This window comes from Candidatus Omnitrophota bacterium, assembly GCA_025453395.1.
In the GTDB taxonomy this organism is placed as follows: Bacteria; Omnitrophota; Gorgyraeia; order Gygaellales; family Profunditerraquicolaceae; genus JAlOQK01.
In genome coordinates this window covers 12,478-37,470 of sequence record JALOQK010000002.1, presented here as the reverse complement: position 1 = coordinate 37,470, position 24,993 = coordinate 12,478, and the positions used below count along the sequence as shown (strand labels likewise).

The window sequence follows — 24,993 nt, the reverse complement described above, 5'->3', positions numbered from 1 at the left end:
TTTAATCACCAAACACCAAATCTGGAAACACCAAACAATACCCAATAATCAATAACCAATTGACCAAACAGATTTGGGTATTGGTTATTGTTTATTTATTTCTTCGGGATGCGTAATCCTTCCTGTAACTGCCGCTGCGGCGGCGACCGCGGGGCTTGACAAATAAACCTCGGATTTAGGATGCCCCATCCTGCCAATAAAATTTCTATTGGTTGTGGCCAGGCACCTTTCGCCTTCAGTTAAAATACCCATATGTCCGCCTAAACACGGGCCGCAGGTAGGCGTAGAGAAAACCCCGCCTGCTTTGACAAATATTTCTGCCAAACCCTCTTGGACTGCTTCCAGATAGATTTTCTGGGTTGCCGGGATAACAATCAAACGCAAACCAGGTTTTATTTTCTTGCCCTTTAGAATCTTGCCTGCGGTGCGCAAATCAGCAATCCTGCCGTTAGTGCAAGAACCAATGACTACCTGGTCAACAGTAATATTACTCAACTCTCCCACAGGTTTAGTGTTGCTTGGTAAATGCGGACAGGCGACCTGCGGCTCTAAATTACTCACATCCCAATCATAAACTTTCTCATATACAGCATCATCATCTGATCTTAAGCTTTTAACTTTTGCTCTGAACTTTTGACTTTTGACTTTTGACTTTTGACTTTCTTCCATATAACTTAAAGTAATCTCGTCCGGGTTAATCAACCCTGCCCGGGCTCCGGCTTCTATGGCCATATTTGACATAGAAAAACGATCATCCATGGGAAGCTTATCTATAACAGGGCCGGTAAATTCCATTGCTTTGTACAGGGCCCCATCAACACCGATCTGCCCAATAGTAAAAAGTATAAGGTCTTTCCCGCCAACCCACTTCTTTAATTTTCCTTTATAAACAAATTTAACCGATGCCGGAACTTTAAACCAGCATTCCCCGTCTATGAAAGCGCGCGCTAAATCCGTTGAGCCAACCCCAGTAGCATAAGCGCCTAAGGCCCCATAGGTACAGGTATGAGAATCGGCCCCGATCACCAAATATCCGGGCCCGACTATCCCTTTTTCCGGCAAGAGGGCATGCTCTATGCCCATACAACCTACCTCAAAATAATTCTTGATCTTTTGCTCTTGGGCAAAATTAGCCAGAATTTTGCATTGATTGGCGCTTTTTAAATCTTTAGCAGGGGCAAAATGATCCGGCACCAGAACTATTTTCTTATTATCGAATACTTTCTTTACTCCTGTCTTCTTAAATTCTTCAATCGCCAAAGGCGCGGTAATATCATTGCCTAAAGCGATATCGACTTTGGCTTCAATAAACTCACCCGGATGAATATCCTTTTTTCCGGCGTGCGCCATTAAGATTTTTTCAGCTATTGTATAGCCCATAACCCATACCCCTTAACCCCCCGCCTACCGGCAGACAGGCTTAACCCTTAAATTTTTTTACTACCAGACTGGCATTATGCCCGCCAAACCCGAGGGAATTAGACATGCAGATATTTACATTGCATTTACGCGCAATGTTAGGCACATAATCCAAATCACATTCCGGATCGGGATTATCATAATTAATAGTGGGAGGGACAACCTGGTCTTTGATCGCCAAACAACACACAATAAATTCTACTCCTCCTGCGGCGCCTAATAAATGCCCGGTCATGGATTTTGTGGAAGAAACCATTACTTTATTGGCATAATCCCCCAAAGCCCTCTTAATCGCCAAGGTTTCCAGTTTATCATTCAGCTTAGTAGAAGTGCCATGGGCGTTAATATAACTTATTTCTTCGGGATTGATCGCGCCATCCTCAAGGGCAAGAAGCATCGCCCGGCAAGCGCCATCGCCCTGCGGATCAGGAGCAGTAATATGATACGCGTCACAAGACATCCCATATCCTATGATCTGGCCATAAATATGAGCGTTTCTTTTCTTAGCGCGTTCCAATTCTTCCAGGACCACTACCCCGCATCCTTCAGCCATAATAAAACCGTCGCGGTCGCGCTCAAAAGGGCGGCTGGCCTGCTGCGGACGGTCATTACGAGTAGAAAGCGCTTTTAGAGCGCAGAACCCGCCAACACCTGTAGGAACGATACAGCTTTCCGTGCCTCCGGCAAACATAATGTCAGCGTCGCCATGCTCAATCAGGCGAAAAGCATCCCCGATAGAATGCGAGCCTGATGCGCAAGCGGTAGCCACGCAGGAATTAGGGCCTTTAAACCCAAAATTAATCGCGACCTGTCCGGCAGCTTCATTAATAATAAGCATCGGGATCAAAAATGGGGAAAGCCGTGACGGGCCCTTATTAAGGTAAATACTGTGCTCTTTCTCAATGGTATCCAAACCTCCGATACCTGAGCCCATGATAACTCCAATACGATTTGCGTTTTCTTCTGCCATATCAAGGCCTGAATCCACCAAGGCCTGCTTTGCTGCCGCCACAGCATATTGCACAAAACGATCCATACGCCTGGTATCTTTTAAAGAAATGCCATACAAGGTCGGGTCAAAATTCCTTACTTCTCCGGCAATGCGCGAATCAAACTTGGATGCGTCAAAGGTAGTTAAAGGGCCAATGCCGCTTTTGCCTTCTTTTAAAGCTCCCCAAAAGCTAGCTACGTCATTACCCACTGGCGAGATAACCCCTAAACCTGTAACTGCTACTTTTCTTTGCTGCATAATCTTTTTTTGCCCCTTTTAACCTTACAAAAGTTACCCCGCCATGATAAATAAAGGCGGGGTAACATTATTTTTTGTTATTATCTACACGTTATTTAGCGGATTTTTCTTCAATATATTTGATCGCGTCTCCTACGGTAGTGATTTTTTCCGCGTCCCCATCCGGGATCTCAACACCGAATTCTTCTTCTAACGCCATAACCAATTCCACAGTATCCAAAGAATCAGCACCCAGGTCATCCACAAAAGATGCTTCCGGAGTTACCTCTTCTGGTTTTACACCAAGCTGTTCAGCGATTATGGACTTCACTTTTTCTTGCACTGCCATTCTGGTTCCTCCTTTATATTGTCCTTATGTTTATGCCATCACCATGCCGCCGTCAATAACTACTGTCTGCCCGGTAATGTAGCTTGATTCTTCACTAGCTAAAAACAAGCACAAATTGGCAACATCCTGCGGCTGTCCAAATCTATTCAACGGAATAGCAGCAAGCATTTTTGTTCTTACTTCTTCAGGCAGTTTTGCGGTCATATCCGTCTGGATAAACCCGGGAGCAATCGCGTTTACGTTTATGTTACGGCTGGCGAATTCTTTTGCCGTAGTCTTGGTAAGAGCGATTATCCCTGCCTTAGAAGCAGCATAATTAGCCTGCCCTGCATTCCCGATTATCCCAATGATCGAAGCGATATTTACTATCTTACCCTGCCGTTGCTTAATCATAACCTTTGAGACTGCTTTGGTGCAGTTAAATGTGCCCTTAAGGTTAACATTTATTACCGCATCCCAGTCTGCGTCGCTGATTCTAAGCATCAAATTGTCGCGAGTGATGCCGGCATTGTTAACTAATATATCAACCCTTGTAAATTTGTCAAGAATTTTGTTTAAAGCCTGCTCCACCTGTTTGATATCCGTGACATTAAGCTCTACAGCGATGGCTTTTCTACCCAAAACCTCAACCTCTTTTACGGTTTGAGCTGCCTTTTCCATGTTCACATCGCCAATAGCAATATCCGCGCCTGCTTTAGCAAAAGCTAAAACTATCTGTCTTCCTATGCCTTGAGCGCCTCCAGTAATAAAAGCTACCCTGCCGTTAAGGTCCATTATTTCACCTCATCCTTTTGAAGGTTAATAACATCATCTCTTTTTTCTATGTTTAGCACATTTGCTTGCGCGTCAATCTTGCGGGCTAAACCTTTTAATACCTTGCCCGGGCCAAATTCGTAAAACTTTGAAACCCCTTCAGCGATCATAAACCGCATAGACTCTTCCCAGCGCACCGAAGAATACATCTGCGCCACTAGATTAGCCTTGATCTCTCCGGGCTGAGCCTGCACAGACGCGGTATAATTACTAACCACCGGTATCTTAGCCGGGAGTATCTCTACCGTATCCAAAACCTTACTAAACTCTACGGACGCCTCTTTCATAAGCGAAGAATGAAAACCGCCGCTTACTTCAAGAGGAATAACCCTCTTGGCTTGCGCCTGGACACATAGTTCCATGGCCTTGTCCACAGCTTCAGCTTTTCCGGAAATAACTACCTGTCCCGGGCAATTAAGATTGGCGATTTCAGCATGCGTTTTAGCGCAGATTTCTTTTAAGGCATCCAAAGAAAGATCTAGCACTGCGGCCATCTTTCCGGGATGTTTAGTTGCCGCCTCCTCCATTAATTCCCCTCTTTTTCTCACCAAAAGAATCCCGTCTTTAAAGGAAATACTGCCTGCTGCTATTAAAGCAGTGTATTCACCTAGACTTAGTCCTGCTGTATACTGCACAGAGGACAGAGGACAGATGTCAGATGATTTAAAAGCTTCATAACAAGCTAAACTTACAGTAAGAATTGCTGGCTGCGAGACGCTTGTCATGCGCAGCAATTCCTGCGGCCCTTCAAATACGCGCCTTTTCAAGTCAAAACCTAAGACCTCTTCGGCCCGGTCAAAGATCTGCCGGCTTGCCGGGAAAGATTCATAAAGGTCCTTGCCCATGCCTATATATTGACTGCCCTGCCCAGCGAATAAAAATGCGCATTTATCCATATTATCAGCTTTCAGTCATCAGCTATCAGCTATCAGCAAATACAAAATCACCATTTTATAACACAAGCTGCCCAAACAAGCCCCGCGCCAAAAGAATCTAAAACAATGATATCGCCTTTCTTAATCCGGCCTTCTTTTACCGCTTCGCATAAAGCCACAGCCACAGAAGCCGAAGACATATTACCGTAACGGGCTATATTAAGGTATACTTTATCCATGCTCAAGTTCAATTTTTTGGCTACCGCGGCAATAATGCGCTGATTCGCCTGATGCGGAATAAGTAAATTCACATCCTCTACTTTTAAATGCGCCTTTTCCAGGGCCTTTTTAGCCGCGTCGCTCATGGCATTAACCGCCATCTTAAATAATTCATTGCCGCGCATCTTAATATATTGCATGTTTTTATCAATATTATCCTTGGTCAAAGGCATCCGGGACCCTCCGGCAGGGACATTTAAGATATCATGCACTGAGCCATCAGAGCCTAAGTGGCTGGCGATAATCCCCCCAGACTTAACCTGCCCCAAGACTGCTGCCGCTGAACCATCCCCGAAAAGAACACAAGTATTTCTGTCTGTCCAATCAGTAATATAAGACATTACCTCGCTTCCGATGACTAAAGCATGCTTAACGCTTCCGCGGGCAATAAATTGCTTGGCGACTATAAGCGCGTAGATAAACCCGGCACAGGCAGCGCTTACATCAAAACAAATAGCGTTTTTAGCCCCCAGATTGCTTTGCACAATACAGGCCACCGAAGGGAAATGCATATCCGCGGTAACAGTTGCCACAATAATCAGATCTAAATCTAAAGGGTTTATTTTGGAATCACTTAAAGCGTCCTGCGCTGCTTTTAAAGCTAAATCCGAACACGCTTCATTCTTCGCGGCAATACGCCTTTCTTGAATTCCGGTGCGGGTAGTAATCCATTCATCGGAAGTATCCACCATTTTTTCCAAGTCCTGATTTGTAAGGACCTTTTTCGGCAGGTATTTTCCTATTCCGATTATTCCGACACTATTCATTTTCTCTCCGGGATAACTTGATTATGCGCGGGTCACAAAGACTCTAAGATCTTATCATTTACTTTGCGCTCTACTTCTTCCGCGGCAATACGAATGGCATTCTTGATCGCCTTGGCATTAGACCTGCCGTGGCCGATGATGACTACGCCGTTTACTCCCAACAACGGCGCCCCTCCATATTCTGAATAATCCATATCTTTTTTGAAACGAATAAAGGTAGGCCGCAAAAGCAACAGCCCGAATTTTCCGAAGATGCTGCTTTTCTGAAGGTGCCTTTTTAAGAATATCTGAATGGCTTCGGCGGTGCTTTCAATGACCTTTAAAGCGACATTGCCCACAAAACCGTCGCAAACAATAACATCTACCCTGCCGGAAAATAAATCTTTCCCCTCAACATTGCCGATAAAATTGACTTTGCTTTTGCTTAAAAGCTCAAAGGTTTCTTTTAGAAAATCTGTACCCTTAGACTCCTCTTCGCCTACATTTAAAAGCCCGATGGTAGGGTTGGGTTTATTCAAAATGAATTTGCTGTAAGCCGCGGCCATAATGCCGTATTGCAAGAGATGCTCCGGCTTAGCAGTAATATTGGCGCCCACATCCACAATAAGGGAAATCCCCTTTAAGGTAGGCGTGACTATGGCAATGCCTGGCCTTTCAATGCCGGGCAAGAGCCCTAAAGATAAAGTAGCCGCGCAAACTACCGCTCCGGTATTGCCGGCGCTGAAAAAAGCGTCGCCTTTGCCTTCTTTAATAAGATTAAGGCCGATAACAATGGAAGAATTGCGTTTCCTGCGCACGCTATTAGCTGCCGGCTCATGCATTTCAATGGCATCCGCAGCATGCACAACAGAGATCTTATCCCCAGAATAACGATGCTTGCCAAGCAGGGCTTCAACTTTCTGCTGGTCTCCCACTAAAACCACTTCTTTACCGTATTCCTTAACCGCGGCAATCGCGCCTTCTATCACTACTTGTGGCGCGTAATCACCGCCCATCGCGTCTACGATTATTCTCATGGTTTATCTTAGGCTTTTTTGTTTTTCTTCTCTTTAACCTTGATTTCCAGAACCTTGTTGCCGGCATAATACCCGCAAACCGCGCAAACACGATGAGGAACTCTCAGGCTTTTACATTGAGGGCACAGAATAAGATTGGCTTTAGCTATCTTCCAATTCGTACGGCGTTTTCTGCCGCGCGTCTTGGAATGTCTCCTTTTGGGTAATGGCACCTTTTGCTCCTTTCAATTTCACCTGCAATTGCATTTGTTTTCATTTAAATTTACGCCGCAGGAAACGCACAATCCTTTGCAATTTTCTTTGCATAAAGGCTTGATGGGAAAATCTATTATTATTTCATCGCGTATCTTATCGTCTAAAACTAAAAACTGTTCCTTTTCGTCAACCGGAAAATCCAGCTGAAAATCTTTATTCAGGCTAACCCGGTAATCGCCTAAGCATCTGCCGCAGGTCATTAACGCTTTCCCGGAAACGCTGATCTTGGCGCTTATGGCGTTGGTTATTTTGTTTAAATGCGCCTTTAAAAGAACATCACCCGTAAAACGCACATGGGCAGCGTCTAATTCCCAGTGGCGCGGGTCGATTTTTTCTTCTATGTATATTCCATCTTGCGGGATCTGATGGATGTTAATCTTCATTCTGGCTTATTTCTTGCCAAGCCTTAATTTATCCCTCAAGGCCTTTTCCACGAAATCCGGGATAAACGCGCCTAAATTAGCGCCCAAGGAGGATGCTTCTTTTAAAAGCCGGGAAGAAACATAACTATAGGCTTCCTGCGGCATAAGAAAGATCGTTTCAATATCAGGGGCAAGTTTGCGGTTGGTCAAAGCCATCTGAAACTCATATTCAAAATCTGAGATCATGCGCAATCCCCGGATGATCACAGCGGATTTGTGCTTACGGGCAAAATCCACAACCAGGCCGTCAAAGGAAGTGATCTCTACCCCTTCAATTCCAGCGGTAGCTTTTTTAAGCATATCAACTCGCTCTTTAACGCTAAAAATAGGCTTTTTATGGGCGTTATAGGCTACGGCCACTATCAAATCCGGAAAGACTTCCTTTGCCCTCTTGATTAAATCAATATGGCCATAAGTTACCGGGTCAAAGCTGCCCGGGTAAATCGCTGTTTTACACATAATAATATAGGTTATCTGAAGTTGCATGATGTTAAATGATGTTACATGACGTTGCAAAGGCAACCTCAATTAACCCCATGTAACCTTATGTAACCTCATTTAACTTGTTTTTATAGAACCAAAGAACCGTATCTCCATAAACAGAGCGCTTAAACAAAATTAAACCTCCCTGACAATCAGGGAGATTCTCTGTTTTGTGCGTCTGGGCAACCACAAAACCATTGGGCGCTAATATATCACAAGAGGATAGGCTTTGCAAGATTTTTTTTGCCCAATCCTGGTAATACGGGGGGTCCATAAAGATAATATCAAATCTATCGTTATTTTTCACCAGTATTTCTATGGCTTTGGGAACAGGCAAAGGCAAAAGCGAACAATTCGGGATTTTCCAATCCCGGATAGCCTCCTGAATCACCTTTTGGCAGGCGCGGCTATCTTCCACTAAGACCACCTCTTCAACTTGCCGCGACAAAGCCTCAAAACCTACCGCCCCTGACCCGGCAAAAAGCTCCAAAAACCTCAAGCCCGATATATCGCCCATAATATCAAATATGGCCTTGCGGGTTTTCTCCTGTGTCGGACGAATACCTGCAGGCATCTTAAGCTTACGATTCTTGTAAATGCCGCTTGTAATACGCATCTGTTATCCCGTGAGTATTAAATTTTCATATTCCGGAAAGGCCTTGAATAAACGCTGCCTGATCAAGACATTGTCTTTGGCAACAAGCCCCGCATCGTCATTAATCAAACGCAGTGCCTCATCACGCGCCTTCTTTAAAAGCTGCATCTGGGTCAGAGGATTGGCGATCTTAAGCTGGCTTAGGCCATGCTGGCGCATGCCGAAGAATTCACCCGGCCCCCGGATTCTTAAATCTTCCTCGGAAATATGAAAACCATCGCTATAATTTACCATTGCCTCCATGCGCGCCTTGGCTTCAACAGTAGAAGTATTGGCAATCAATAAACAATAGGCGTCATCTTTGCCTCTTCCTACCCGCCCCCGCAATTGATGTAACTGCGACAAGCCAAAACGTTCGGCATTCTCAATGATTATACAGGTAGCATTGGGGATATCAATCCCGACTTCCAGAATAGTGGTAGAAACAAGAATGTCTAATTTCTTATCCCGGAAATCCTGCATCAATTGATTCTGCTGTTTGTCATCAAGCCTGCCATGGATAAGCCCTAAGCGGTATTGTTTAAAATCTCCGGAACTTAATTGCGCGTATTTTTTCTTGGCGCCCTCCATATCCAAAGCATAAGACTCTTCAATAACCGGATAAATAATATACGCCTGACGGCCTGCCTCAAGCTCTTTTTTAGCCAAACTATAGGCCGCTTTTTCTTGCCCGACGGAAAAATTCATGGTCTTAATCTTGCCCTTGCCCGCAGGTAACTCCGAAATAACAGAAACATCCAAATCCCCATAAATGGTAATTGCTAAAGTCCGCGGGATAGGGGTGGCGGTCATGATCAGAATATCCGGGCTTTTTCCTTTTTGCGGCAATAACGCTCGCTGACCCACGCCGAATTTATGCTGTTCATCAATAACCACCAGCCCCAGATTCTTAAATTCAACCTGTTGCTGCAGTAAAGCGTGCGTGCCAATCACCAAATTTATTGCTCCATTTTTTATGCCTTGATATATTTTCTCTTTTTCTTTCTTATTCAACGCACTAGTTAGTAAAGCCACTTTTATTGCTTTTAGCTGAAAGCTGATAGCTGAAGGCTGACGGCTGATAGCTGAAGGCTGACGGCTGATAGCTGAAAGCTGAGAGCTTATTTTCTCATAATGCTGTCTCGCCAAGATTTCCGTAGGCACCATAAATGCCGCCTGAAAGCCTCCCTGAACAGCCATTAGGCAAGAAGCTGTAGCTACCACGGTCTTGCCTGAACCAACATCGCCCTGTAAAAGCCGCTGCATAACTTGAGGGCTGGCCATATCTTTCTTGATCTCTTTTAAAACCTGCTCCTGCGAAGAAGTTAGCTTAAAACCTAACCCGCGCAGGAAACAATCCACTAAGCCCCCTTCTGTTTTATGGGCGATACCCTGTTCTTCTTTCCTGCGATGTTTTCTTAAAGCCAGCGGTATTTGGAAAAACAGGAATTCATCAAAGGCCAAGCGTTGATAGGCTAAGGCCCGCGCCTCTTGATCAGCAGGAAAATGAATACTTACCAGCGCCTTGGCAAGGTTTAACAAATTATTACGCTGACGCATACTATAAGGAATAAAATCATGCAGCTTTGGCAAATAGGCATCTATCACTAATTTTATAAGATCCCGGAAATATCTCTGGGTGATAGAATCCGGCAAAGAATACACCGGCATAAGGCTGTCGCTATTTGCTTGCGCATCTTCGCCAACAGATAAGACTTCAAATTCCGGAGAGTGCATCTGCAGTTTCTTGCCAAAACTCCCCACTCTGCCGTAGAAAATAGCTTCCTCGCCGATCTTCAAATAATTTTTAATGTAGGGCTGGTTAAACCAGACACAGGTAATTTTCCCGCTTTTATCTGCGGCAACGATTTCAGTTATCTTAAACCCGCGGCGGTAAAAAGAACTGCGCTGATAACAAGAAATAATCTTAGCTCTAATTGCCTGAACTTGGCCTTGCTCTAAAGCTGCTATTGGAATAAAATTCCTGCGGTCTTGATAGCGGCGGGGGAAATAATACAAAAGGTCTTCTAAAGAATTAACCCCTATTTTCTGCAGCAATTTAAGGCGTGCCGGGCCGACCCCTTTTAGATACTGGACAGACTGCTCAAGCGGATTATTTTCCATAAGCTTTATAATGCGTATTGCGGGCGGTCAGAAGTAAATTCTTCCGGCAAAGCATTATCTTGCTTTTCTGGCCTTGATCTTAAGGGATTCTTACCTTGCTTTACTTCTATAACAAAAGATTCTGTGGTAAATGTATCTTTTCCTATTTTTACTGAAGCTGGTTTGATCTCCAATTTCCCTACCTTCAAACAAGCTAAAACATATATAAATACCGCGCTATTATTGGCCTTTCCAGAAGAAAAGTTAAATGAGCTTGATTGCGCCTGCGAAATTACTGTGAAGCCTGCAAAATCAGGAAGCTTTATTTCGGGAAGCTTGTTTTCCAAAGAAGAAACGCTTATTTTGTAGGTAAGCGCTTCATCCGTAGTCATTGCTTTCTTATCCACCTGCGCCTCTACTTTTATTTCCGAAGCCTGCGCGCTAGACAAGAAAATCCCTGCCGCAATGAATGCCGTTAACATTAATTCTATTTTTTTCATATCCATTCTTCCTTTTTCGCTTTTAGTTTTTGCTTTTCATTTTTCGCTTTAAGTTTTAGTTTTTCGCTTTAAGCTTTACGCTTTTAGCTGAAAGCTGATAGCTGATATTATATCTTTATTCTTCAAGCCCATCTATAATTTTCTGCATTTTATCAAGAGAAGTTATGCTCATAGCATCCTGCCGGATTTTCCTTATATCACGCAGGCCCTTGGTATACCAGACAAAGAATTTCCGAAAGATTATTACCGCGGGTTTTGCGTTGTAAAATTTCACGCAACCATCAAGGTGTTCCCGCATAACCTTTTTAATTTCCTCTACCTTGGGCTGATCAATCAAAATCCCTTTATCTAAATATTTGCCTATCTGATTAAATAGCCATGGATTCCCTAACGCGCCGCGCGCAACCGCCAAACCATCGCATCCGGTCTCATCAAACATCTTTTTAGCTAACCTTGCGTCAAAAATATCTCCGCTTGCTACTAGCGGAATCTGTAAAACTTTCTTGGTTTGTTTAATAATTTTATAATCCACGTTTCCGGAATACTCCTGCATTCTGCTTCGGCCATGCATAAAAACACACGACACCCCTGCGTCCTGGCAAGCAAGCGCTACATCCGCAGCATTAATAGAATCCTTATCCCATCCGGAACGGATTTTAACTGTTACCGGAACTTTGGAATTTTTAACCACAAGCTTTAGCAATTTCGCCAATTTCTTTGGGGTACGCATCAGATACGATCCCTCATGCCTGCGCACGATCTTTTTTGCGGGGCAGGCAGAATTAAAATCCAATAGATCATACTTATAATTAGCCAAAACCTCCATGCCCTTTAGAATGTATTCTGACTCACAGCCTAATATCTGCACTCCCAAAGGCGAATCCTTATTATCCGAAAAAAGCATGGATTTGGTTTTTTTGCTTTTATGGCTTAAAGAGCGCACATTGATCATCTCCACAAAAGCAAACTCACAGCCAAACCTGCGGTTAAGAGAACGAAAAGGAAAATCTGTAACTCCTGCCATAGGGGCTAAGATAAGCCGCGAAGGAATTTTTAATTTTCCTATACAAAGAGGCATTTTAATATCCTTCAAGATTATTAATATTGGTATGTTACGCCGGCTAAGACAAAACGGGAATTAATGCCTCCGTTAGGTTCTTTTATCCCGGCATTGGAGAGATGGCGAAACCTGTATTCCGCGCTAAAGGCTGTGTTTTTATTTATGAAAAAATGAAATCCGGCAGCGCCGGTTTCAATAAAATTAAATTTCGTACCCTGTTCTGCGGTATTCTGGGTCATATAAACCATACCGGGCCCGGCTTTGATATAAGGTTGTATACGGGAAGTTTGGGGCAATATCCCGATTTTTATAAAAAACGAGGTGCCGGTTTCTATATTTCTATCCGGGCTTGTAACAAAAGAAAAAAATGGCTCAACCTGAAATTGCAGTAAACCGGGAGGATTAACCCCCACTTTCTTGGTGAAGTTCTTAAGATTGAAATCAAAATCTGCTAATAAAGGGATTTGGCGGTAATCTTTTCTTGGTTCTCCAGCTTTGAAAGGCTTTAATTGATTCCAGCCGTAACCCGCAAAAAACTCTATTGCCTCTAAAGAGCGTTGAGGCGCTTCTTGGGCTGTTAACAATGCAGGCAACAAGAAAAAACCTAACAAAAGCAAACTCAAAGATTTACAGTCTTTTATTCTCATGAAAAATTATTATACGAAAAGAGGCGAGACTTGTCAATTGTCTTCCTCTACAATGATAGTAAGCGATCCATCGGCAGGCTTTAAGGTTATATCGGTCTTGAATTTCTGCACTTCAGTACCGCCTTTTTTAGTTAAATAGCCAAGCGGCAAGTCATTAATCTTGGTTTTCGTGTTTGTAAGCTGACCAGAACGCACCTTAAGCTGTGCTATCTCCCAGCTATATAGGTATGCATTATTAAACGCGGAACGCTTGAAATCATTTTCCATCATACTGTGGAAATTAGGATTAAAACTTACAAGCGTGACCACAATAGAACTAATTATAACAATTACAGAAGATATTATGGCTATCATTTGGCTATGTCAATAAACCAGAATCTCAAACCTGCTTCTTTTACAATCTGGGCCTGAGATCCCAAAGCAGGTTTCTTATTCTGGGCAGTTAATAAAACTTTAAGAAAATTCGGCGCGGAATCCTTTTCATAAATGAATTCTATTTTAGGTTGAAAGTCTTTATCAATTAATATATCCTCGGATCCCGCGTTGCAAGATGAATTTACGCACTCCTTGATCACAAAGTCACCGGATGGATTAATATAATATTTATACCACAGGTTATCGGATTTATCGTCAGGAGTAACATTTGCCTGGTCTTTCTCTCCCCAAAAAATAAGCTTGTCTTTTGTATCCTTGTTACCGCCCGAAGGGAATCTAACGTCAAAATAGCTTCCCAGATCTATGGCGCTTGGACAACGCATCTTTACATCTTCCATGGCGTAATTCATCTGAGCATAAAGCTGGCTCCTTTCCACATTGCTCTGAAATTGGGCGATAAAAAAGAAAAGGCTGGCTGATATAAGAACCATAACTATGCTTATAATGATAAGTGTTATTATAAGCTCTATTAAAGTCAGCGCTTTCACATTCATATATTAGTATTATTCCGATTCCACCTGCTCTATGACCATATTGACCCTTTTGGCCCTTATTTCTCCCCGATCAAATTGCTTCCACCAGATTAACCTGAAAATATAAGAACCCTTGGGGATATTCTCAATAGTCACAGCACTGTTAATAGTCGGTTGTGTACGAATGGGAGTGCCTGTCTGCAAATCCGCCCAATGTTCCTTTTTTGTATTTTTATTTATAAGAAGACAGGCAGAATAAATAAGGTCCGTATCTGCCACTGCGCTTATATCGCCAAACTCAGTTGCTATATTATAGAAAACACTATAGTCGCTTTTTACGGCTATGTCAAAATTAAATTCAAGTATCCTGGCGTTAAGGTCTTTGTTAGCAACGGTAGAATTGGCAAACTGTCTGACTAAAACGCCCGGAGAATCTTCCGCGCTAAAAAAATGCATCCGGGGGTACGGCACAATATTAACCAAACGCACGCTCCTAGGAGTAGATTGGCCGTTAGCGTTTTTATCCTGGTATCCGCAGATAACTTCTATCTCTTTATATGGTATATCGTCTTTTCCGGAAGACCCGGCAGGCATTTGCTTCTCATTGATAGTAGTAGTACAGTTGAAGAAACCGCCGTCATAGCTATCCACAGCGTCACCAGAAAGGCTTAAGTAAGACTGCGCTAGGCGTTCATTAATCAAGGCAGAAACCAATTCCATGGCCCGGGCCTTGTTTTCTGCCTCTTTGTTCAGATATTTAGATACGATAAAGATTTTAGTGCAGAGAAACAATCCTATGCCGACCAGAATAAGAGAAACAATGATCTCAACAAGGGTAAAACCCTTGATCCCTAAACCGGATAACCCCGGTTCTCTAACGGGCCTGCTAATCATTTCTACCCTTAGGTAAAACCGTGACCATCAGGTTCTGATAGTCAGCTTTACTGGTGATATTAAGAGCCGTGTCATTCTTCCAATAGATCTGGACCTTAATCTTATCTGTGTTTTCAGGTACCTTTAAAGTACAGCTTCCTGTATGCGTGGGGTCAGACGGATTATTTGAAACAGCTGAACCGCCGTCTGGCACAGTCATTGCCGCATCCTGCCCGACGGGCTGATAATTATCACTATTGCCGTAAGCTATGTAGGCCTTGGAGTATACCTGTCCGCCTCTAAAGCTTTCCGTAACCGAGCCATGCCAAGCACTACAAATATTCTGCCATGGGTTTATTATTTCACCGGCACCTTCCACCCTCAAAGTCCAGGTTATAAAAACACTCTGGGCATTTTTAGTGGGCACTTCAAGATGCAGACCGTCAACTTTACTAAAAACCGGATCTCTCCCGCCTCTATAGTTATCTGGAAATTTAATAGCCTTAAGTTTATCGCAACAAGAGCTCTCGCCGTTACAATTAGAGAAATCCGGCCATCTTGAAGCCTTCAAAGTAGCAGTCCTTGCTCCGGACTTCTGCAGTATCTTCGGAACAGCCTCTACCTTAGCCTTAAGGCCAGTTTCCTCTGCCGCCTTTACCAAAGATGAAAAGGAAAATATGGCAAGTATTAACAAAACCAATAATCTCATATTGTACACCTCCCCGCTATTTATGCCCTTTAGGCAAAACCGTGACCATCAAATCCTGATAGTCCGCTTTACTGGTGATATTAAGAGCCGTGTCATTCTTCCAATAGATCTGGACCTTAATCTTATCTGTATTTTCAGGTACCTTTAAAGTACAGCTTCCTGTATGCGTGGGGTCAAAAACAGGAGGCGGAGCGGTTACAGTTACCGATCCACCATCAGGCACGGTCATTGCCGCATCCTGACCAATAGGCTGATAATCATTGCTATTGCCGTAAGCTACGTAAGCCTTAGAATAGACCTGCCCTCCTTTAAAACTTTCCATGACGGTCCCAGTCCATGCTCCGCTACAAAGCCGCGACTCTTGTTCGGGCTTAACCGAAGAACCCGTTGCCCCCTCAATCCTTAAAGTCCAGCTGATTAAAACGCTTTCGGCGTCTTTTGTGGGTATCTCACGATACAAACCATCAACCTTGCTAAAAACTGGCTCTTTCCCGCTTCTATAGTTATTTGGAAATTTGATGCTGGCAAGCTTATTACAACAGGTAGTCTCGCCTTTGCAATTGGAAAAATCCGGCCACCTTGAAGCCTTCAAAGTAGCGGTCCTTGTACCTGCCTTCTGAAATATTTTGGGAGCTGTCTCTACCTTAGCTTTAAGGCTGGTTTCCTCTGCCGCCTTTACCAAAGATGAAAAGGAAAATATGGCAAGTATTAACAAAACCAATAATCTCATATCGTACCTCCTCCTTTTACTATTCCCTTGTCCTTAAAATTATAAACTGTAAGTGGCTTATTTTAGCACGCAGTACATAATCCGGCAAAGGCGCAAGCAAATAGTTTATTTTCACCTTATAATTGTGCCCCTGTTGCAGGATACTTTTACCATCGCCATCCACAGGAGTTGCGATCGCAGAGTAAATAGAAAATGCCCCTTGAAAACTTTTTTGGTTGATGATCACTTCCCGTGATCCCGGATACACTTCTTTGCCATTGTCAGACATATCATACATTTTTACCATTGTGTAAAAAGAGGTTGCCGGAGGTTTATCCGTGCCCCAAGCCCCCTTGCACTCCCCGCTCCCAGGGGCCTTAGCCTCACAAAACTCCGGAGACGCCTGAACCAAATATATTATCATAAGCCTCTCATTACTCTTAGCCACAAATTCGTAGACAAACTCCTCACCTGGCTTTGAAATATCTTCAAAAGCTGAACTGCGTACCCCTCTTATCATCTCATCCAGGATAAGATCTTTTTCTTTTAAGAAATCAGCGCAGGTCTCTCCAGTCATCGTATCGCAACAAAGCTCTTTTTGCTTAGGGGTAGCTGTAGGCTGACATTCCGGCCAATCCACCCTTGATATACAGCTTGAATTATTACAATTATTATTATACCCGGGCCTTATGGTATCACCATTTTCATGGTTTACGCCGTACATACAGCTTGAACCCTGACAACAGATATCACTGTCAAAAATATGGCAATTATAATCTTTGTATGCCGACTCGTATATGGCTGATTTGTTTCTACAGTCATCTGCGCAATCCAGGAATTTCTGGTTAGGGGTATATTTATAACATTGTTTTTCGCCTATTTTGGATATACAAAACTCCTCACCCAAATCAAGCGATACATCGGTATAAAATTTCCCGCTGTATTCCTTATAGCAATCTTCGACACCGCTTTTATTTGCCGGACGGCAGCCTTTATACTTCAGGTCCCTGATATCATTCCTGTCGCATATCCAGCCTTTTCCGTCATCAGAACGCGCGCACTTGCCTGACCAGCCTCCAGAATCCGGTTCATCGCTTGGGCAGCCTTTGGACTGACACGGCCCGATGGAAGACCCAGAGCAATACTCCTTAAATACTCTATACTGGGTATCTGTAAGGTTATCAGTTGAAGATACATTGTGATAATTGGCTATCTCTTGCTCCTGACAGCGCGACACCTCAAAACACCTGGATCTTTCATCCCATTCTCCAGAAGGTTGAAATGGCATCACTGGGACAGCGGCAATAAAATCCTCTATTTTGGTTTCTCTGTTCGGGCTTATGGCAACACAGCAGTCAGGACAAGTAGCTTTAATATCAATACACTCTAGGCACCTGCTAAGTTTTCTGTTTATTTCCTCCAAATCCAAGTTATCGGATTCATCAAGGTAATATGAAGCAAAAGAATAATCTTTATCCACGGTAACTAATTGCTGGTCGCGCGGGATATAATCAATCTTTCTATCTCTGGCATATAGCAAAGTAACGCAAAGCAAAGAAACAAGTAACCCGGCAAGAAATAAACCCAAAAATGTTCTTTTTTCTACCATAGTTCGCAACCCTTCACCGCTTTCTTATTATAACTTGTTACGGTCATAGTCTTACCTGTACAAGGCCCAGATTTACGCGTAGCAATACACTTATACCCTCCCTGAGTACCCTCAATTTCTATTTTATAATCAAAATGCGGGTCTACTAATGATATATCTAACGCGTCATTTATTAGATCTTGAGTACATCCGGATTTAGAAGGACAGAAATAATATTGATTACCACTTGAATCTTTGTATGAAGAACACGGAGCTTTCGCGCATTCGTAATAAACTCCTTGGTCAAATTTCTTTCTTTTTTGCATGTTATAAATGGTTGAAAGGTTCAACTCTGCCCTTTTTCCTTTTGTTCTCTCAATATATTTTGTGTAACTGGGCATGGCAAAGGCAAGCACCAAAGTACAAATAACTAAAACTATTGACATCTCAAGAAGAGTTACTGCTTTTACCATGCTATTGTTCTTCACATTTTTCCTTTATGCTATCTTAAGTTTATCATTTATAATGTTATTATACAAGCATAAAAGGCCACCAAAAAGAAAGCGCTCTACTTTTTAAAATAGAGCGCTTTTGATCAATTTTTTTGTAAAACAGTTACGGGCATTTACCAGAAACGGGTTGGATACTATCTGTCCCGCTATCCATCATATGCCAGTATCTGTTATCAAAACCATTCCTTTTAGCTTGAGCGCACAGAGTGTCATTCGGAGGAGAACCGCTGACAATTGCAGAATAAGCCCATTTACTATTACCAAGAGGCAGGCTTATTTGTAATGTATCATTTAATTTCGTATGGTCGTTACTTGCAAAGAATGTGCGGCTTTCCACATTATAGACTTTTTCCGCGGCCTGTATCATCGCGATGTAACCTCTGGCTTCGTTATCAAGTGACCTTTCCTGCATTTTAGCATATTGCGGCATAGCAAAAGCAACTACAATGCCAATGATCACCGTAATAACCAAAACCTCTATCAAACTGAAAGCTTTTCCCATAAAATTAAATTCCGGGGATTTAATTTTGACTAACAGTAGTATTTACTCCTCCGTAGCTTTTTGGCATTGTCCCACCCCATACACCAATCTGATTAAGAGTAATTGTGTTTCCGGATTTACTGCCATTACTTCTTGTTGCCGTGATAGTAAAAGTCTGCGCATTAGCGACATTGGCAGCAACAACAGCGTAATCCCAATCAGTATCCGCGACTACTTCATCCAACTCCACAAAAGCCCCAAGTCCCGTAGCGTTAGTATTATTAAGATTGGCATTAATAACAGACAAATACACATCATATTCCGCGCGATAGGCTTTTTCTGCCTGCGCGATTAATCCTAACGCCTGTTTGGCCTTGGCGCACTTAGCTCTCTCCACCATCTTCAGATATTGCGGCAAGGCTACTGCCGCTAAAATCCCGATGACAATAACTACAATGATTAGTTCAATAAGCGTAAAACCTTTCTTGTTCATTTCTGGCCTCCTTTTTTTTAAAAATCTATCTGACCCGATTTGTCTTTTTTAAAGTATACTATACAAAAACCGAATTGTCAAATCAGGCGCGAAAGCTTTTTACCACAACACAGGCGTTATTTCCCCCAAAAGCCGACGAGTTATTTAAAACAACGCTTACCTTTTTCTTGCGTGAAATATTAGGCACACAGTCAATTTCGCATTCCGGATCAGGGGTTTGATAATTAATTGTAGGCGGGATCATCCCGTCTCTTATCACCAAGCAACAAGTAATCGCTTCTATACCTGAAGCCGCTCCCATAGTGTGGCCCAACATGGATTTTATGGAACTAACCGGAACATCTTTTATCCTGTCGCCAAAAACTTTTCTTAAAGCTGCGCACTCTGTCTTATCATTGGCAGGAGTTGCTGTCCCGTGAGCACTTACATAATCTACGTCTTCTTTTTTAATCCCGGCGTCGCGGATGGCCTTTTCAATTGCCATGGCAATGCCATTTGCCTCGGGTGCAGTCATATGAAAAGCATCACAGCTTAGACCATAACCGGAAACTTCCGCGTAAATATTTGCCTTTCTTGAAAGAGCAGAATCAAGCGATTCTAAAATTAAAATACCGGCCCCCTCCCCCACCATCATGCCTTTTCTATTTTTATCAAAAGGCTGACACTTTTCAGGAGCCACCGAGTATAGACGGTTAAACCCGGTAAAGGCAATCCGGGAAAAAGCATCCACCCCGCCGGCGAGCATAACCTTAGCCTTGCCGTTTCTAATCAAATCATAGGAATAACCAATAGCGTAATTACCTGCTGCGCAGGCAGTAGGAATAACTAGATTGACCCCGCGGATCTTAAAAGCAATCCCTACATTGACCGATAAAACATTCGCCGGATACATCGGCACCAGGCGCGGATCAATTGCCTGCTCGCCATTTTTTACCCAGGCATGATTTAAAATCTCAAGGATTTGCGACTCCCCCATGGTTGTGCCTAAGATTACTCCTGCCTTTTCCCTATCCACTTCAGTTAAATCTAATTTAGCGTCTTTTAAGGCAAGCTTTGATGCGGCAATTGCCAAACACGATGCCCGGCCTAAGGAAGGAATTTTTTTCTTATGGATAAATTCCTCGGCCTGAAAATTCTTTATTTCTCCTCCATTATGCGTAGGATACACAGACGTATCAAAAGAACCCACCGGGCTTATCCCGGATTTTCCGGCTAAAAGATTCTTCCAGAAATCATCTTTGCCTGTTCCGATAGAAGTAATAACACCAATTCCAGTAACAACTACTCTTTGGCTCATATTTTCTTTAGGCCTCTTTCGCGCTTAAGGCTAATTCTCCGGAAGAAACTTCCTTGCCGGAAACTTCTGCTTTAACACTTACAATTGCCATCTGGGAAAGCATCTTTACCGGCTCAACTGTGATATAAAGCTGATCACCCGGAGTAACCGGATGGAAAAATCTTACCTTAACACTTCCCAAATAATAACGCATTTTTTTATCTTTAGCTTGAGTCTTCGCTGAAGAAAATAACACAATCGCCGCCTGAGCCATGGCTTCAATAATCAAAACTCCCGGCATAATCGGATTGCTAGGGAAGTGCCCGGAGAAAAACTCTTCGTTCATGCTTACATTTTTAACTGCCTTCACTTTTTTCCCGGGCTCTAATTCCACGACCCGGTCAATCAATAAAAACGGGAATCTTTGGGGCAGGATTTCTTGTAATTGTTCAATATTCATGGTAAAGACTCCTTTGTCAGCTGTAAGCTATAAGCTGTAAGCTGTAAGCTAAATACAAAAAACTTAAATCACAAAAACTAAATTCTAAATAAACCAAAAAAACAAAACCCTGTTATATTCTTGAATTTCTATCTTCATTCTTCATTTTCTCAGCTGAAAGCTGAAAGCTGAAGGCTGAGAACATCTATCTACACTCAATTTATTGATAACCCGCCATCTATAATTATCGTCTGACCGGTAATAAAAGACGCGTCTTTGCTTAAAAGAAACTTTACTGCCTTTGCCACATCCTCTACTTCGCCAAACCGCGCCAGAGGAATGTGTTTAATAATCTCTTCTTTATGCTCTTCTTTAATGCCAGCAACCATATCAGTCTTAATAAACCCGGGGGCAACCGCGTTGACCCTGATATTATAAGCGGCTACTTCTTTGGCAAGGGCTTTGGTAAAACCAATTATCCCGGCCTTAGACGCGGAATAATTAGTCTGACGCGGCAGGCCTATGACGCCGCTTACTGATGAAACATTGACAATGTCTCCTTTTTTTTGTTTTAAGAAAGTAATAATCGCGTTACGGGTAACATTAAATACCCCGCCTAAATTAGTGTCTACTACTTGTTTCCAGTCATCAGGGGCCATCATCATCAAAGCCTTGTCAATGGTAATACCAGCGTTATTGACTAATATATCCAAGCCGCCGAAACGCGCCTTGGTTTTTTCAATCAATTCTTTTGCCTTGTCAAACTCGCGGATATCTAATTGCAAAGAAAGTGCTTTGCCGCCAGTTTTTTCTATCTGCTCTTTTAAGCTGTCGGCCTCACCTTTGCTTTTCAAATAATTAAATGCGACATTAGCCCCTTCTTTGGAAAGCATTAAGGCAATAGCTTTACCTATTCCACGGCTTGCGCCGGTAACAATGGCAGTCTTGTCTTTAAAAAGCATATTCTCTACTCCTTATATTTACCTATTACCACAGAGCTATTGCAGCCGCTAGGGCCCATATTATTAATTAAAACTCTCTCCACCTTAGCTTTTTTAAAAGAGCCCATCACATAATTTAATTTTATTCTCTCATCCGGTTCGCGCAAATTTAATGTATACGGAATAATCCCTTTATTCATCGCGCCAACAGAAGCAATAAGCTGTAAAAGCCCGGAGGCGCTAAAACACTCTCCGGTTACAGCCTTAATAGAGCTGACATAAGGCTTTCTTGACTGGGAGAAAATTTCATTTATTGCCTTGCCCTCTGTCAAATCCGCATCCGGATGAGAATTGGCGCCAGCGCAAATATAATCTATGTCTTCGGGCTTAAGAGCGGCATCATCCAAGCAAGAATTTATTGCCAAGGACAAACCTCTGCCGGCTTGGCTGTATTTATTCATTCGATAGGCGTCAAACCCCCTGCCAAAACCTAAAACTTCGGCGTAAATTACAGCTTTTCTTAGAAGCGCCTGCTCTAAAGTTTCCACCACTATGCAAGAAGAGCTTTCGCCGATAGTTATACCGTTTCTTCTTTTATCAAAAGGGCAGCAAATCTCTTCTTTTGCGGCAAGAAATCCGGTGCGGTAAAAGCCAAGGTAAGTCTGCAGGCAAAATTCCTCCACAGTGGAAGCTAAAACAGTTTTGATCCTGCCTGACTTTATAAAATCCAAAGCATAGCCTAAGGCATCTAAAGACGCGCAAAAACCAGTAGAAATAGTAGCATTAAAACCTTTTATGTTAAATCTAATGGATACCTGGCCCGAGGGAGAATTAATAACCGTATTGGGAAAATGCGCGGGGTTGACATATTGCGGCCCGTCAATGATGGCCTCTTTATCAAATTCGCTTATACTATAAACACTTCCTAAAGTATTGCCGCAGGCAAAACCAATATTTGAGCAATTATCTTCAGTAATAACCAGCTTTGCGTCATCCAGGGCGAATTTACTGGCGCAGCTAAGTAGCTTAGTGCTTCTGTCAAGCGTGCGCAGGCCCTTGGGGCCTAAAATATCCTCTGGCTTAAAATCATTTATTTGCCCTGCTAATTTAATCTTGTGGCCAGAAACATCAAAGAGAGTTATCGGCTTTATACCGGACTGTCCGCTAAAGATTGAATTCCAAAAAGCATCCTTACTAATACCATTGGCAGCCAAAACTCCGATACCAGTAATTACAATACGCGTCTTCGGCATAGCTACATTATAAAAGTAAAAAGTAAAAAGTCAAAAGTAAAAAGTATAAGTAAAAATTCAAAAGTAAATGGTAAAAATATAAATCAAAAACTAAAAGTGAAAATAACCCAATAGAAAAATGAGAAACCAAAGAATAAAATATCAAAAATTGTTGAATCTTGGTTTAAATATTAGGTTTTATTTTATATTTTTAGGATTTTATTTCTTACTTTTACCTTTTTAATTGTAATTTTGCCTTTTTACTTTTACCTTTTTACTTTATTTATCTGATAGCTGAAAGCTGACGGCTGACGGCTGACAGCTGATAGCTGGCAACCTTGACAACCGGCTCTTAATATGCTATATTTTATATGTAGTTTGTTGTAGGTTGGTAGTTGTGGTTATGCCGGGATGGAGGTCCCGGGTTTTGCGATAGCGAGAGCTGTCAGGCCTATCACCTACAAAAAACCCCAATGCGGTTGACTTGGGGGTTTTTTGTTTGTAGATGATTTTTATTAAAAATTTTCTGCTAATAATTCATAGAAAGCTTGGGGATGCTTACAGGCAGGACACTCTTTAGGAGCTTCATTGCCTTCAAATACATACCCGCAGTTAATACAATGCCACTGCGCGGCAGACTTCTTTTTAAATACTTCACCATTAGCGACATTACTGGCTAATTTACGGTACCGTGCTTCATGAAATTTTTCCACCTTGGCAATCTGCTCAAACGAACGCGCCACCTCGTCAAAGCCTTCATCTTTAGCGATTTTCGCAAAATCACTATAAATAACCGTCCACTCCATCTTTTCGCCTGCTGCGGCAGCTTCTAAATTAGCCTTGGTATCAGCAATCACCCCTGCTGGATAGGCTGCGGTTATCTGAACCTCTCCACCTTCCAGATATTTAAAAAACACCTTGGCGTGCTCCTTTTCATTCTCGGCAGTTTCCATAAAAATATTAGCTATCTGCTCAAACCCCTGTTTTCTAGCCGCGCTGGCAAAATAAGTATAACGCATCCGCGCCTGCGATTCTCCGGCAAAAGCTGCCAATAAATTCTTTTCTGTCTTTGTCCCCTTAATTGATTTACCCATAACTATCTCCTTTGGTTTTCTATATTCTTTATCTTTTAGCTGTAAGTTATAAGCTGTAAGTTGTAAGCTCTAAGCTGAAAGCTGAAAGCTGATAGCTGAAAGCTATTTAGCTTTCCCCTGATTCGCTACCTGGTCCATGGCCTTTTTAACTTCTTCTGGATCTCCTAAATAATAATTCTTTATCGGCTTTAAATCTTTATCTAATTCATAAACAAGCGGCATTCCGGTTGGAATATTTAATTTTACAATAGCCTCATCAGAAATATTATCCAGGTATTTTACTAACGCGCGCAGGCTATTGCCATGGGCGGCAATAATAACTTTCTTGCCTGATTTTATTGAAGCAGCGATCGTATCATGCCAATAAGGCAAAAACCGCGAGACTGTATCCTTAAGGCACTCTGTGGCGGGGATATCCTTTTTATCCATATCTTTATAGCGCGCGTCAAATTTGGGATGACGCGGGTCGTTATCTTCTAAAGCTGGAGGTTGAATATCATAACTCCTGCGCCAGATCAAAACCTGCTGCTCGCCGTATTTTGCCGCCATTTCAGATTTATTCAATCCCTGAAGGCCGCCGTAATGGCGCTCATTAAGCCGCCAAGAATTAATTACCGGAATCCACATAAGATCCATCACATCAAGCGCTGTCCATAAAGTGCGGATCGCCCTTTTTAATACCGAGGTATAGGCAATGTCAAAAACAAAACCCTCTTTTTTCAAAACCTCGCCGGCTTTCCTGGCCTCTTGCCTGCCCTTATCGGAAAGGTCAACATCTGTCCATCCGGTAAATTTATTTTCCTTATTCCAAACACTTTCTCCGTGCCTTAATAAAACTATTCTGTACATAAAAAATATCCTTTCTTATTTTAAGGTCTTAATTTTATC

General features: G+C 42.6%; 30 protein-coding genes. All 30 read right to left on the bottom strand.

Features of this window, described 5'->3' with window-relative positions:
* Window positions 1-84 precede the first annotated feature (84 nt).
* The gene (gene leuC / locus MUF05_01300; GenBank protein MCU0665717.1) at window positions 85-1,380 is read right to left on the bottom strand and encodes a 3-isopropylmalate dehydratase large subunit; all 1,296 of its coding nucleotides are present in this window, start codon (window positions 1,378-1,380) and stop codon (window positions 85-87) included.
* 40 nt (window positions 1,381-1,420) lie between these two features.
* A complete protein-coding gene (gene fabF / locus MUF05_01295) occupies window positions 1,421-2,668 on the bottom strand; it encodes a beta-ketoacyl-ACP synthase II (protein ID MCU0665716.1) in 1,248 nt (415 codons plus the stop codon).
* 91 nt (window positions 2,669-2,759) lie between these two features.
* Complete coding sequence (acpP, locus tag MUF05_01290; protein ID MCU0665715.1) at window positions 2,760-2,996, bottom strand: acyl carrier protein; 237 nt, start codon at window positions 2,994-2,996, stop codon at window positions 2,760-2,762.
* Window positions 2,997-3,026: 30 nt separating this feature from the next.
* Window positions 3,027-3,770 carry a 3-oxoacyl-[acyl-carrier-protein] reductase gene (gene fabG, locus MUF05_01285; protein MCU0665714.1) on the bottom strand — a complete coding sequence of 248 codons (744 nt, stop codon included), beginning with the start codon at window positions 3,768-3,770 and terminating at the stop codon, window positions 3,027-3,029.
* The gene (gene fabD / locus MUF05_01280) at window positions 3,770-4,705 is read right to left on the bottom strand and encodes an ACP S-malonyltransferase (GenBank protein MCU0665713.1); all 936 of its coding nucleotides are present in this window, start codon (window positions 4,703-4,705) and stop codon (window positions 3,770-3,772) included. Before fabD ends, fabG (MUF05_01285) begins: the two co-directional genes overlap by 1 nt.
* 47 nt (window positions 4,706-4,752) lie before the next feature.
* Window positions 4,753-5,730 carry a ketoacyl-ACP synthase III gene (locus MUF05_01275; GenBank protein MCU0665712.1) on the bottom strand — a complete coding sequence of 326 codons (978 nt, stop codon included), beginning with the start codon at window positions 5,728-5,730 and terminating at the stop codon, window positions 4,753-4,755.
* Between the two features lie 32 nt (window positions 5,731-5,762).
* Window positions 5,763-6,746 carry a phosphate acyltransferase PlsX gene (plsX, locus tag MUF05_01270; GenBank protein MCU0665711.1) on the bottom strand — a complete coding sequence of 328 codons (984 nt, stop codon included), beginning with the start codon at window positions 6,744-6,746 and terminating at the stop codon, window positions 5,763-5,765.
* Between the two features lie 8 nt (window positions 6,747-6,754).
* The gene (gene rpmF / locus MUF05_01265; GenBank protein ID MCU0665710.1) at window positions 6,755-6,958 is read right to left on the bottom strand and encodes a 50S ribosomal protein L32; all 204 of its coding nucleotides are present in this window, start codon (window positions 6,956-6,958) and stop codon (window positions 6,755-6,757) included.
* Between the two features lie 18 nt (window positions 6,959-6,976).
* Complete coding sequence (locus MUF05_01260; protein ID MCU0665709.1) at window positions 6,977-7,384, bottom strand: DUF177 domain-containing protein; 408 nt, start codon at window positions 7,382-7,384, stop codon at window positions 6,977-6,979.
* Window positions 7,385-7,390: 6 nt separating this feature from the next.
* Window positions 7,391-7,909: a pantetheine-phosphate adenylyltransferase gene (gene coaD, locus MUF05_01255; GenBank protein MCU0665708.1), complete on the bottom strand. Its 519-nt coding sequence runs from the start codon at window positions 7,907-7,909 to the stop codon at window positions 7,391-7,393.
* 58 nt (window positions 7,910-7,967) lie between these two features.
* On the bottom strand, window positions 7,968-8,522 hold the full coding sequence (gene rsmD, locus MUF05_01250; GenBank protein ID MCU0665707.1) for a 16S rRNA (guanine(966)-N(2))-methyltransferase RsmD: 555 nt from the start codon (window positions 8,520-8,522) through the stop codon (window positions 7,968-7,970).
* Between the two features lie 3 nt (window positions 8,523-8,525).
* On the bottom strand, window positions 8,526-10,664 hold the full coding sequence (gene recG, locus MUF05_01245; GenBank protein MCU0665706.1) for an ATP-dependent DNA helicase RecG: 2,139 nt from the start codon (window positions 10,662-10,664) through the stop codon (window positions 8,526-8,528).
* A gap of 5 nt (window positions 10,665-10,669) precedes the next feature.
* The gene (locus tag MUF05_01240; GenBank protein MCU0665705.1) at window positions 10,670-11,149 is read right to left on the bottom strand and encodes a BatD family protein; all 480 of its coding nucleotides are present in this window, start codon (window positions 11,147-11,149) and stop codon (window positions 10,670-10,672) included.
* A 109-nt stretch (window positions 11,150-11,258) separates the two neighbouring features.
* On the bottom strand, window positions 11,259-12,221 hold the full coding sequence (gene dusB / locus MUF05_01235) for a tRNA dihydrouridine synthase DusB (GenBank protein MCU0665704.1): 963 nt from the start codon (window positions 12,219-12,221) through the stop codon (window positions 11,259-11,261).
* Between the two features lie 20 nt (window positions 12,222-12,241).
* Window positions 12,242-12,850 carry an acyloxyacyl hydrolase gene (locus MUF05_01230; protein MCU0665703.1) on the bottom strand — a complete coding sequence of 203 codons (609 nt, stop codon included), beginning with the start codon at window positions 12,848-12,850 and terminating at the stop codon, window positions 12,242-12,244.
* A 33-nt stretch (window positions 12,851-12,883) separates the two neighbouring features.
* The gene (locus tag MUF05_01225) at window positions 12,884-13,204 is read right to left on the bottom strand and encodes a hypothetical protein (protein MCU0665702.1); all 321 of its coding nucleotides are present in this window, start codon (window positions 13,202-13,204) and stop codon (window positions 12,884-12,886) included.
* A complete protein-coding gene (locus MUF05_01220; protein ID MCU0665701.1) occupies window positions 13,201-13,779 on the bottom strand; it encodes a prepilin-type N-terminal cleavage/methylation domain-containing protein in 579 nt (192 codons plus the stop codon). The genes MUF05_01225 and MUF05_01220 overlap by 4 nt, the downstream gene beginning before the upstream one ends.
* Before the next feature lie 9 nt (window positions 13,780-13,788).
* Window positions 13,789-14,652, bottom strand: coding sequence for a type II secretion system GspH family protein (locus MUF05_01215; protein MCU0665700.1), 864 nt, complete (start codon window positions 14,650-14,652; stop codon window positions 13,789-13,791).
* Entirely contained in the window at window positions 14,645-15,340 is a 696-nt protein-coding gene (locus tag MUF05_01210) for a hypothetical protein (protein ID MCU0665699.1), read from the bottom strand. The genes MUF05_01215 and MUF05_01210 overlap by 8 nt, the downstream gene beginning before the upstream one ends.
* A 16-nt stretch (window positions 15,341-15,356) precedes the next feature.
* A complete protein-coding gene (locus MUF05_01205; GenBank protein MCU0665698.1) occupies window positions 15,357-16,070 on the bottom strand; it encodes a hypothetical protein in 714 nt (237 codons plus the stop codon).
* A gap of 19 nt (window positions 16,071-16,089) precedes the next feature.
* Window positions 16,090-17,658 (bottom strand): hypothetical protein, encoded by a 1,569-nt coding sequence (locus tag MUF05_01200; GenBank protein MCU0665697.1) that lies wholly within the window; start codon window positions 17,656-17,658, stop codon window positions 16,090-16,092.
* A complete protein-coding gene (locus tag MUF05_01195) occupies window positions 17,652-18,125 on the bottom strand; it encodes a hypothetical protein (GenBank protein ID MCU0665696.1) in 474 nt (157 codons plus the stop codon). The genes MUF05_01200 and MUF05_01195 overlap by 7 nt, the downstream gene beginning before the upstream one ends.
* A gap of 127 nt (window positions 18,126-18,252) precedes the next feature.
* Window positions 18,253-18,651: a hypothetical protein gene (locus tag MUF05_01190; GenBank protein MCU0665695.1), complete on the bottom strand. Its 399-nt coding sequence runs from the start codon at window positions 18,649-18,651 to the stop codon at window positions 18,253-18,255.
* Between the two features lie 19 nt (window positions 18,652-18,670).
* A complete protein-coding gene (locus tag MUF05_01185; protein MCU0665694.1) occupies window positions 18,671-19,123 on the bottom strand; it encodes a prepilin-type N-terminal cleavage/methylation domain-containing protein in 453 nt (150 codons plus the stop codon).
* A gap of 82 nt (window positions 19,124-19,205) precedes the next feature.
* Window positions 19,206-20,420, bottom strand: coding sequence for a beta-ketoacyl-[acyl-carrier-protein] synthase family protein (locus MUF05_01180; GenBank protein MCU0665693.1), 1,215 nt, complete (start codon window positions 20,418-20,420; stop codon window positions 19,206-19,208).
* A gap of 7 nt (window positions 20,421-20,427) precedes the next feature.
* Window positions 20,428-20,859, bottom strand: a complete 432-nt coding sequence (gene fabZ, locus MUF05_01175) for a 3-hydroxyacyl-ACP dehydratase FabZ (GenBank protein MCU0665692.1) — start codon at window positions 20,857-20,859, stop codon at window positions 20,428-20,430.
* A gap of 194 nt (window positions 20,860-21,053) precedes the next feature.
* Window positions 21,054-21,800, bottom strand: coding sequence for a 3-oxoacyl-[acyl-carrier-protein] reductase (gene fabG, locus MUF05_01170; protein MCU0665691.1), 747 nt, complete (start codon window positions 21,798-21,800; stop codon window positions 21,054-21,056).
* A gap of 5 nt (window positions 21,801-21,805) precedes the next feature.
* Window positions 21,806-23,032: a beta-ketoacyl-[acyl-carrier-protein] synthase family protein gene (locus MUF05_01165; GenBank protein MCU0665690.1), complete on the bottom strand. Its 1,227-nt coding sequence runs from the start codon at window positions 23,030-23,032 to the stop codon at window positions 21,806-21,808.
* A gap of 494 nt (window positions 23,033-23,526) precedes the next feature.
* Entirely contained in the window at window positions 23,527-24,105 is a 579-nt protein-coding gene (locus MUF05_01160; GenBank protein MCU0665689.1) for a rubrerythrin family protein, read from the bottom strand.
* Between the two features lie 102 nt (window positions 24,106-24,207).
* On the bottom strand, window positions 24,208-24,954 hold the full coding sequence (gpmA, locus tag MUF05_01155) for a 2,3-diphosphoglycerate-dependent phosphoglycerate mutase (protein MCU0665688.1): 747 nt from the start codon (window positions 24,952-24,954) through the stop codon (window positions 24,208-24,210).
* Window positions 24,955-24,993: the final 39 nt, after the last annotated feature.

Excerpts from the sequence above, each read along its gene's own strand:
- MUF05_01180 (MCU0665693.1), bottom strand. The coding sequence starts at position 20,420 with ATGAGCCAAAGAGTAGTTGTTACTGGAATTGGTGTTATTACTTCTATC.
- MUF05_01160 (MCU0665689.1), bottom strand. The coding sequence starts at position 24,105 with ATGGGTAAATCAATTAAGGGGACAAAGACAGAAAAGAATTTATTGGCA.
- MUF05_01205 (MCU0665698.1), bottom strand. The coding sequence starts at position 16,070 with ATGAGATTATTGGTTTTGTTAATACTTGCCATATTTTCCTTTTCATCT.
- plsX (MCU0665711.1), bottom strand. The coding sequence starts at position 6,746 with ATGAGAATAATCGTAGACGCGATGGGCGGTGATTACGCGCCACAAGTA.
- fabD (MCU0665713.1), bottom strand. The coding sequence starts at position 4,705 with ATGGATAAATGCGCATTTTTATTCGCTGGGCAGGGCAGTCAATATATA.
- MUF05_01260 (MCU0665709.1), bottom strand. The coding sequence starts at position 7,384 with ATGAAGATTAACATCCATCAGATCCCGCAAGATGGAATATACATAGAA.
- recG (MCU0665706.1), bottom strand. The coding sequence starts at position 10,664 with ATGGAAAATAATCCGCTTGAGCAGTCTGTCCAGTATCTAAAAGGGGTC.
- fabG (MCU0665714.1), bottom strand. The coding sequence starts at position 3,770 with ATGGACCTTAACGGCAGGGTAGCTTTTATTACTGGAGGCGCTCAAGGC.
- leuC (MCU0665717.1), bottom strand. The coding sequence starts at position 1,380 with ATGGGCTATACAATAGCTGAAAAAATCTTAATGGCGCACGCCGGAAAA.
- MUF05_01190 (MCU0665695.1), bottom strand. The coding sequence starts at position 18,651 with ATGGGAAAAGCTTTCAGTTTGATAGAGGTTTTGGTTATTACGGTGATC.
- MUF05_01215 (MCU0665700.1), bottom strand. The coding sequence starts at position 14,652 with ATGATTAGCAGGCCCGTTAGAGAACCGGGGTTATCCGGTTTAGGGATC.
- coaD (MCU0665708.1), bottom strand. The coding sequence starts at position 7,909 with ATGCAACTTCAGATAACCTATATTATTATGTGTAAAACAGCGATTTAC.
- MUF05_01240 (MCU0665705.1), bottom strand. The coding sequence starts at position 11,149 with ATGGATATGAAAAAAATAGAATTAATGTTAACGGCATTCATTGCGGCA.
- MUF05_01220 (MCU0665701.1), bottom strand. The coding sequence starts at position 13,779 with ATGAATGTGAAAGCGCTGACTTTAATAGAGCTTATAATAACACTTATC.
- MUF05_01275 (MCU0665712.1), bottom strand. The coding sequence starts at position 5,730 with ATGAATAGTGTCGGAATAATCGGAATAGGAAAATACCTGCCGAAAAAG.
- MUF05_01230 (MCU0665703.1), bottom strand. The coding sequence starts at position 12,850 with ATGAGAATAAAAGACTGTAAATCTTTGAGTTTGCTTTTGTTAGGTTTT.
- MUF05_01200 (MCU0665697.1), bottom strand. The coding sequence starts at position 17,658 with ATGGTAGAAAAAAGAACATTTTTGGGTTTATTTCTTGCCGGGTTACTT.
- MUF05_01185 (MCU0665694.1), bottom strand. The coding sequence starts at position 19,123 with ATGAACAAGAAAGGTTTTACGCTTATTGAACTAATCATTGTAGTTATT.
- dusB (MCU0665704.1), bottom strand. The coding sequence starts at position 12,221 with ATGCCTCTTTGTATAGGAAAATTAAAAATTCCTTCGCGGCTTATCTTA.
- rsmD (MCU0665707.1), bottom strand. The coding sequence starts at position 8,522 with ATGCGTATTACAAGCGGCATTTACAAGAATCGTAAGCTTAAGATGCCT.
- fabZ (MCU0665692.1), bottom strand. The coding sequence starts at position 20,859 with ATGAATATTGAACAATTACAAGAAATCCTGCCCCAAAGATTCCCGTTT.
- acpP (MCU0665715.1), bottom strand. The coding sequence starts at position 2,996 with ATGGCAGTGCAAGAAAAAGTGAAGTCCATAATCGCTGAACAGCTTGGT.
- fabG (MCU0665691.1), bottom strand. The coding sequence starts at position 21,800 with ATGCTTTTTAAAGACAAGACTGCCATTGTTACCGGCGCAAGCCGTGGA.
- MUF05_01225 (MCU0665702.1), bottom strand. The coding sequence starts at position 13,204 with ATGATAGCCATAATATCTTCTGTAATTGTTATAATTAGTTCTATTGTG.
- fabF (MCU0665716.1), bottom strand. The coding sequence starts at position 2,668 with ATGCAGCAAAGAAAAGTAGCAGTTACAGGTTTAGGGGTTATCTCGCCA.
- MUF05_01210 (MCU0665699.1), bottom strand. The coding sequence starts at position 15,340 with ATGAGATTATTGGTTTTGTTAATACTTGCCATATTTTCCTTTTCATCT.
- gpmA (MCU0665688.1), bottom strand. The coding sequence starts at position 24,954 with ATGTACAGAATAGTTTTATTAAGGCACGGAGAAAGTGTTTGGAATAAG.
- MUF05_01165 (MCU0665690.1), bottom strand. The coding sequence starts at position 23,032 with ATGCCGAAGACGCGTATTGTAATTACTGGTATCGGAGTTTTGGCTGCC.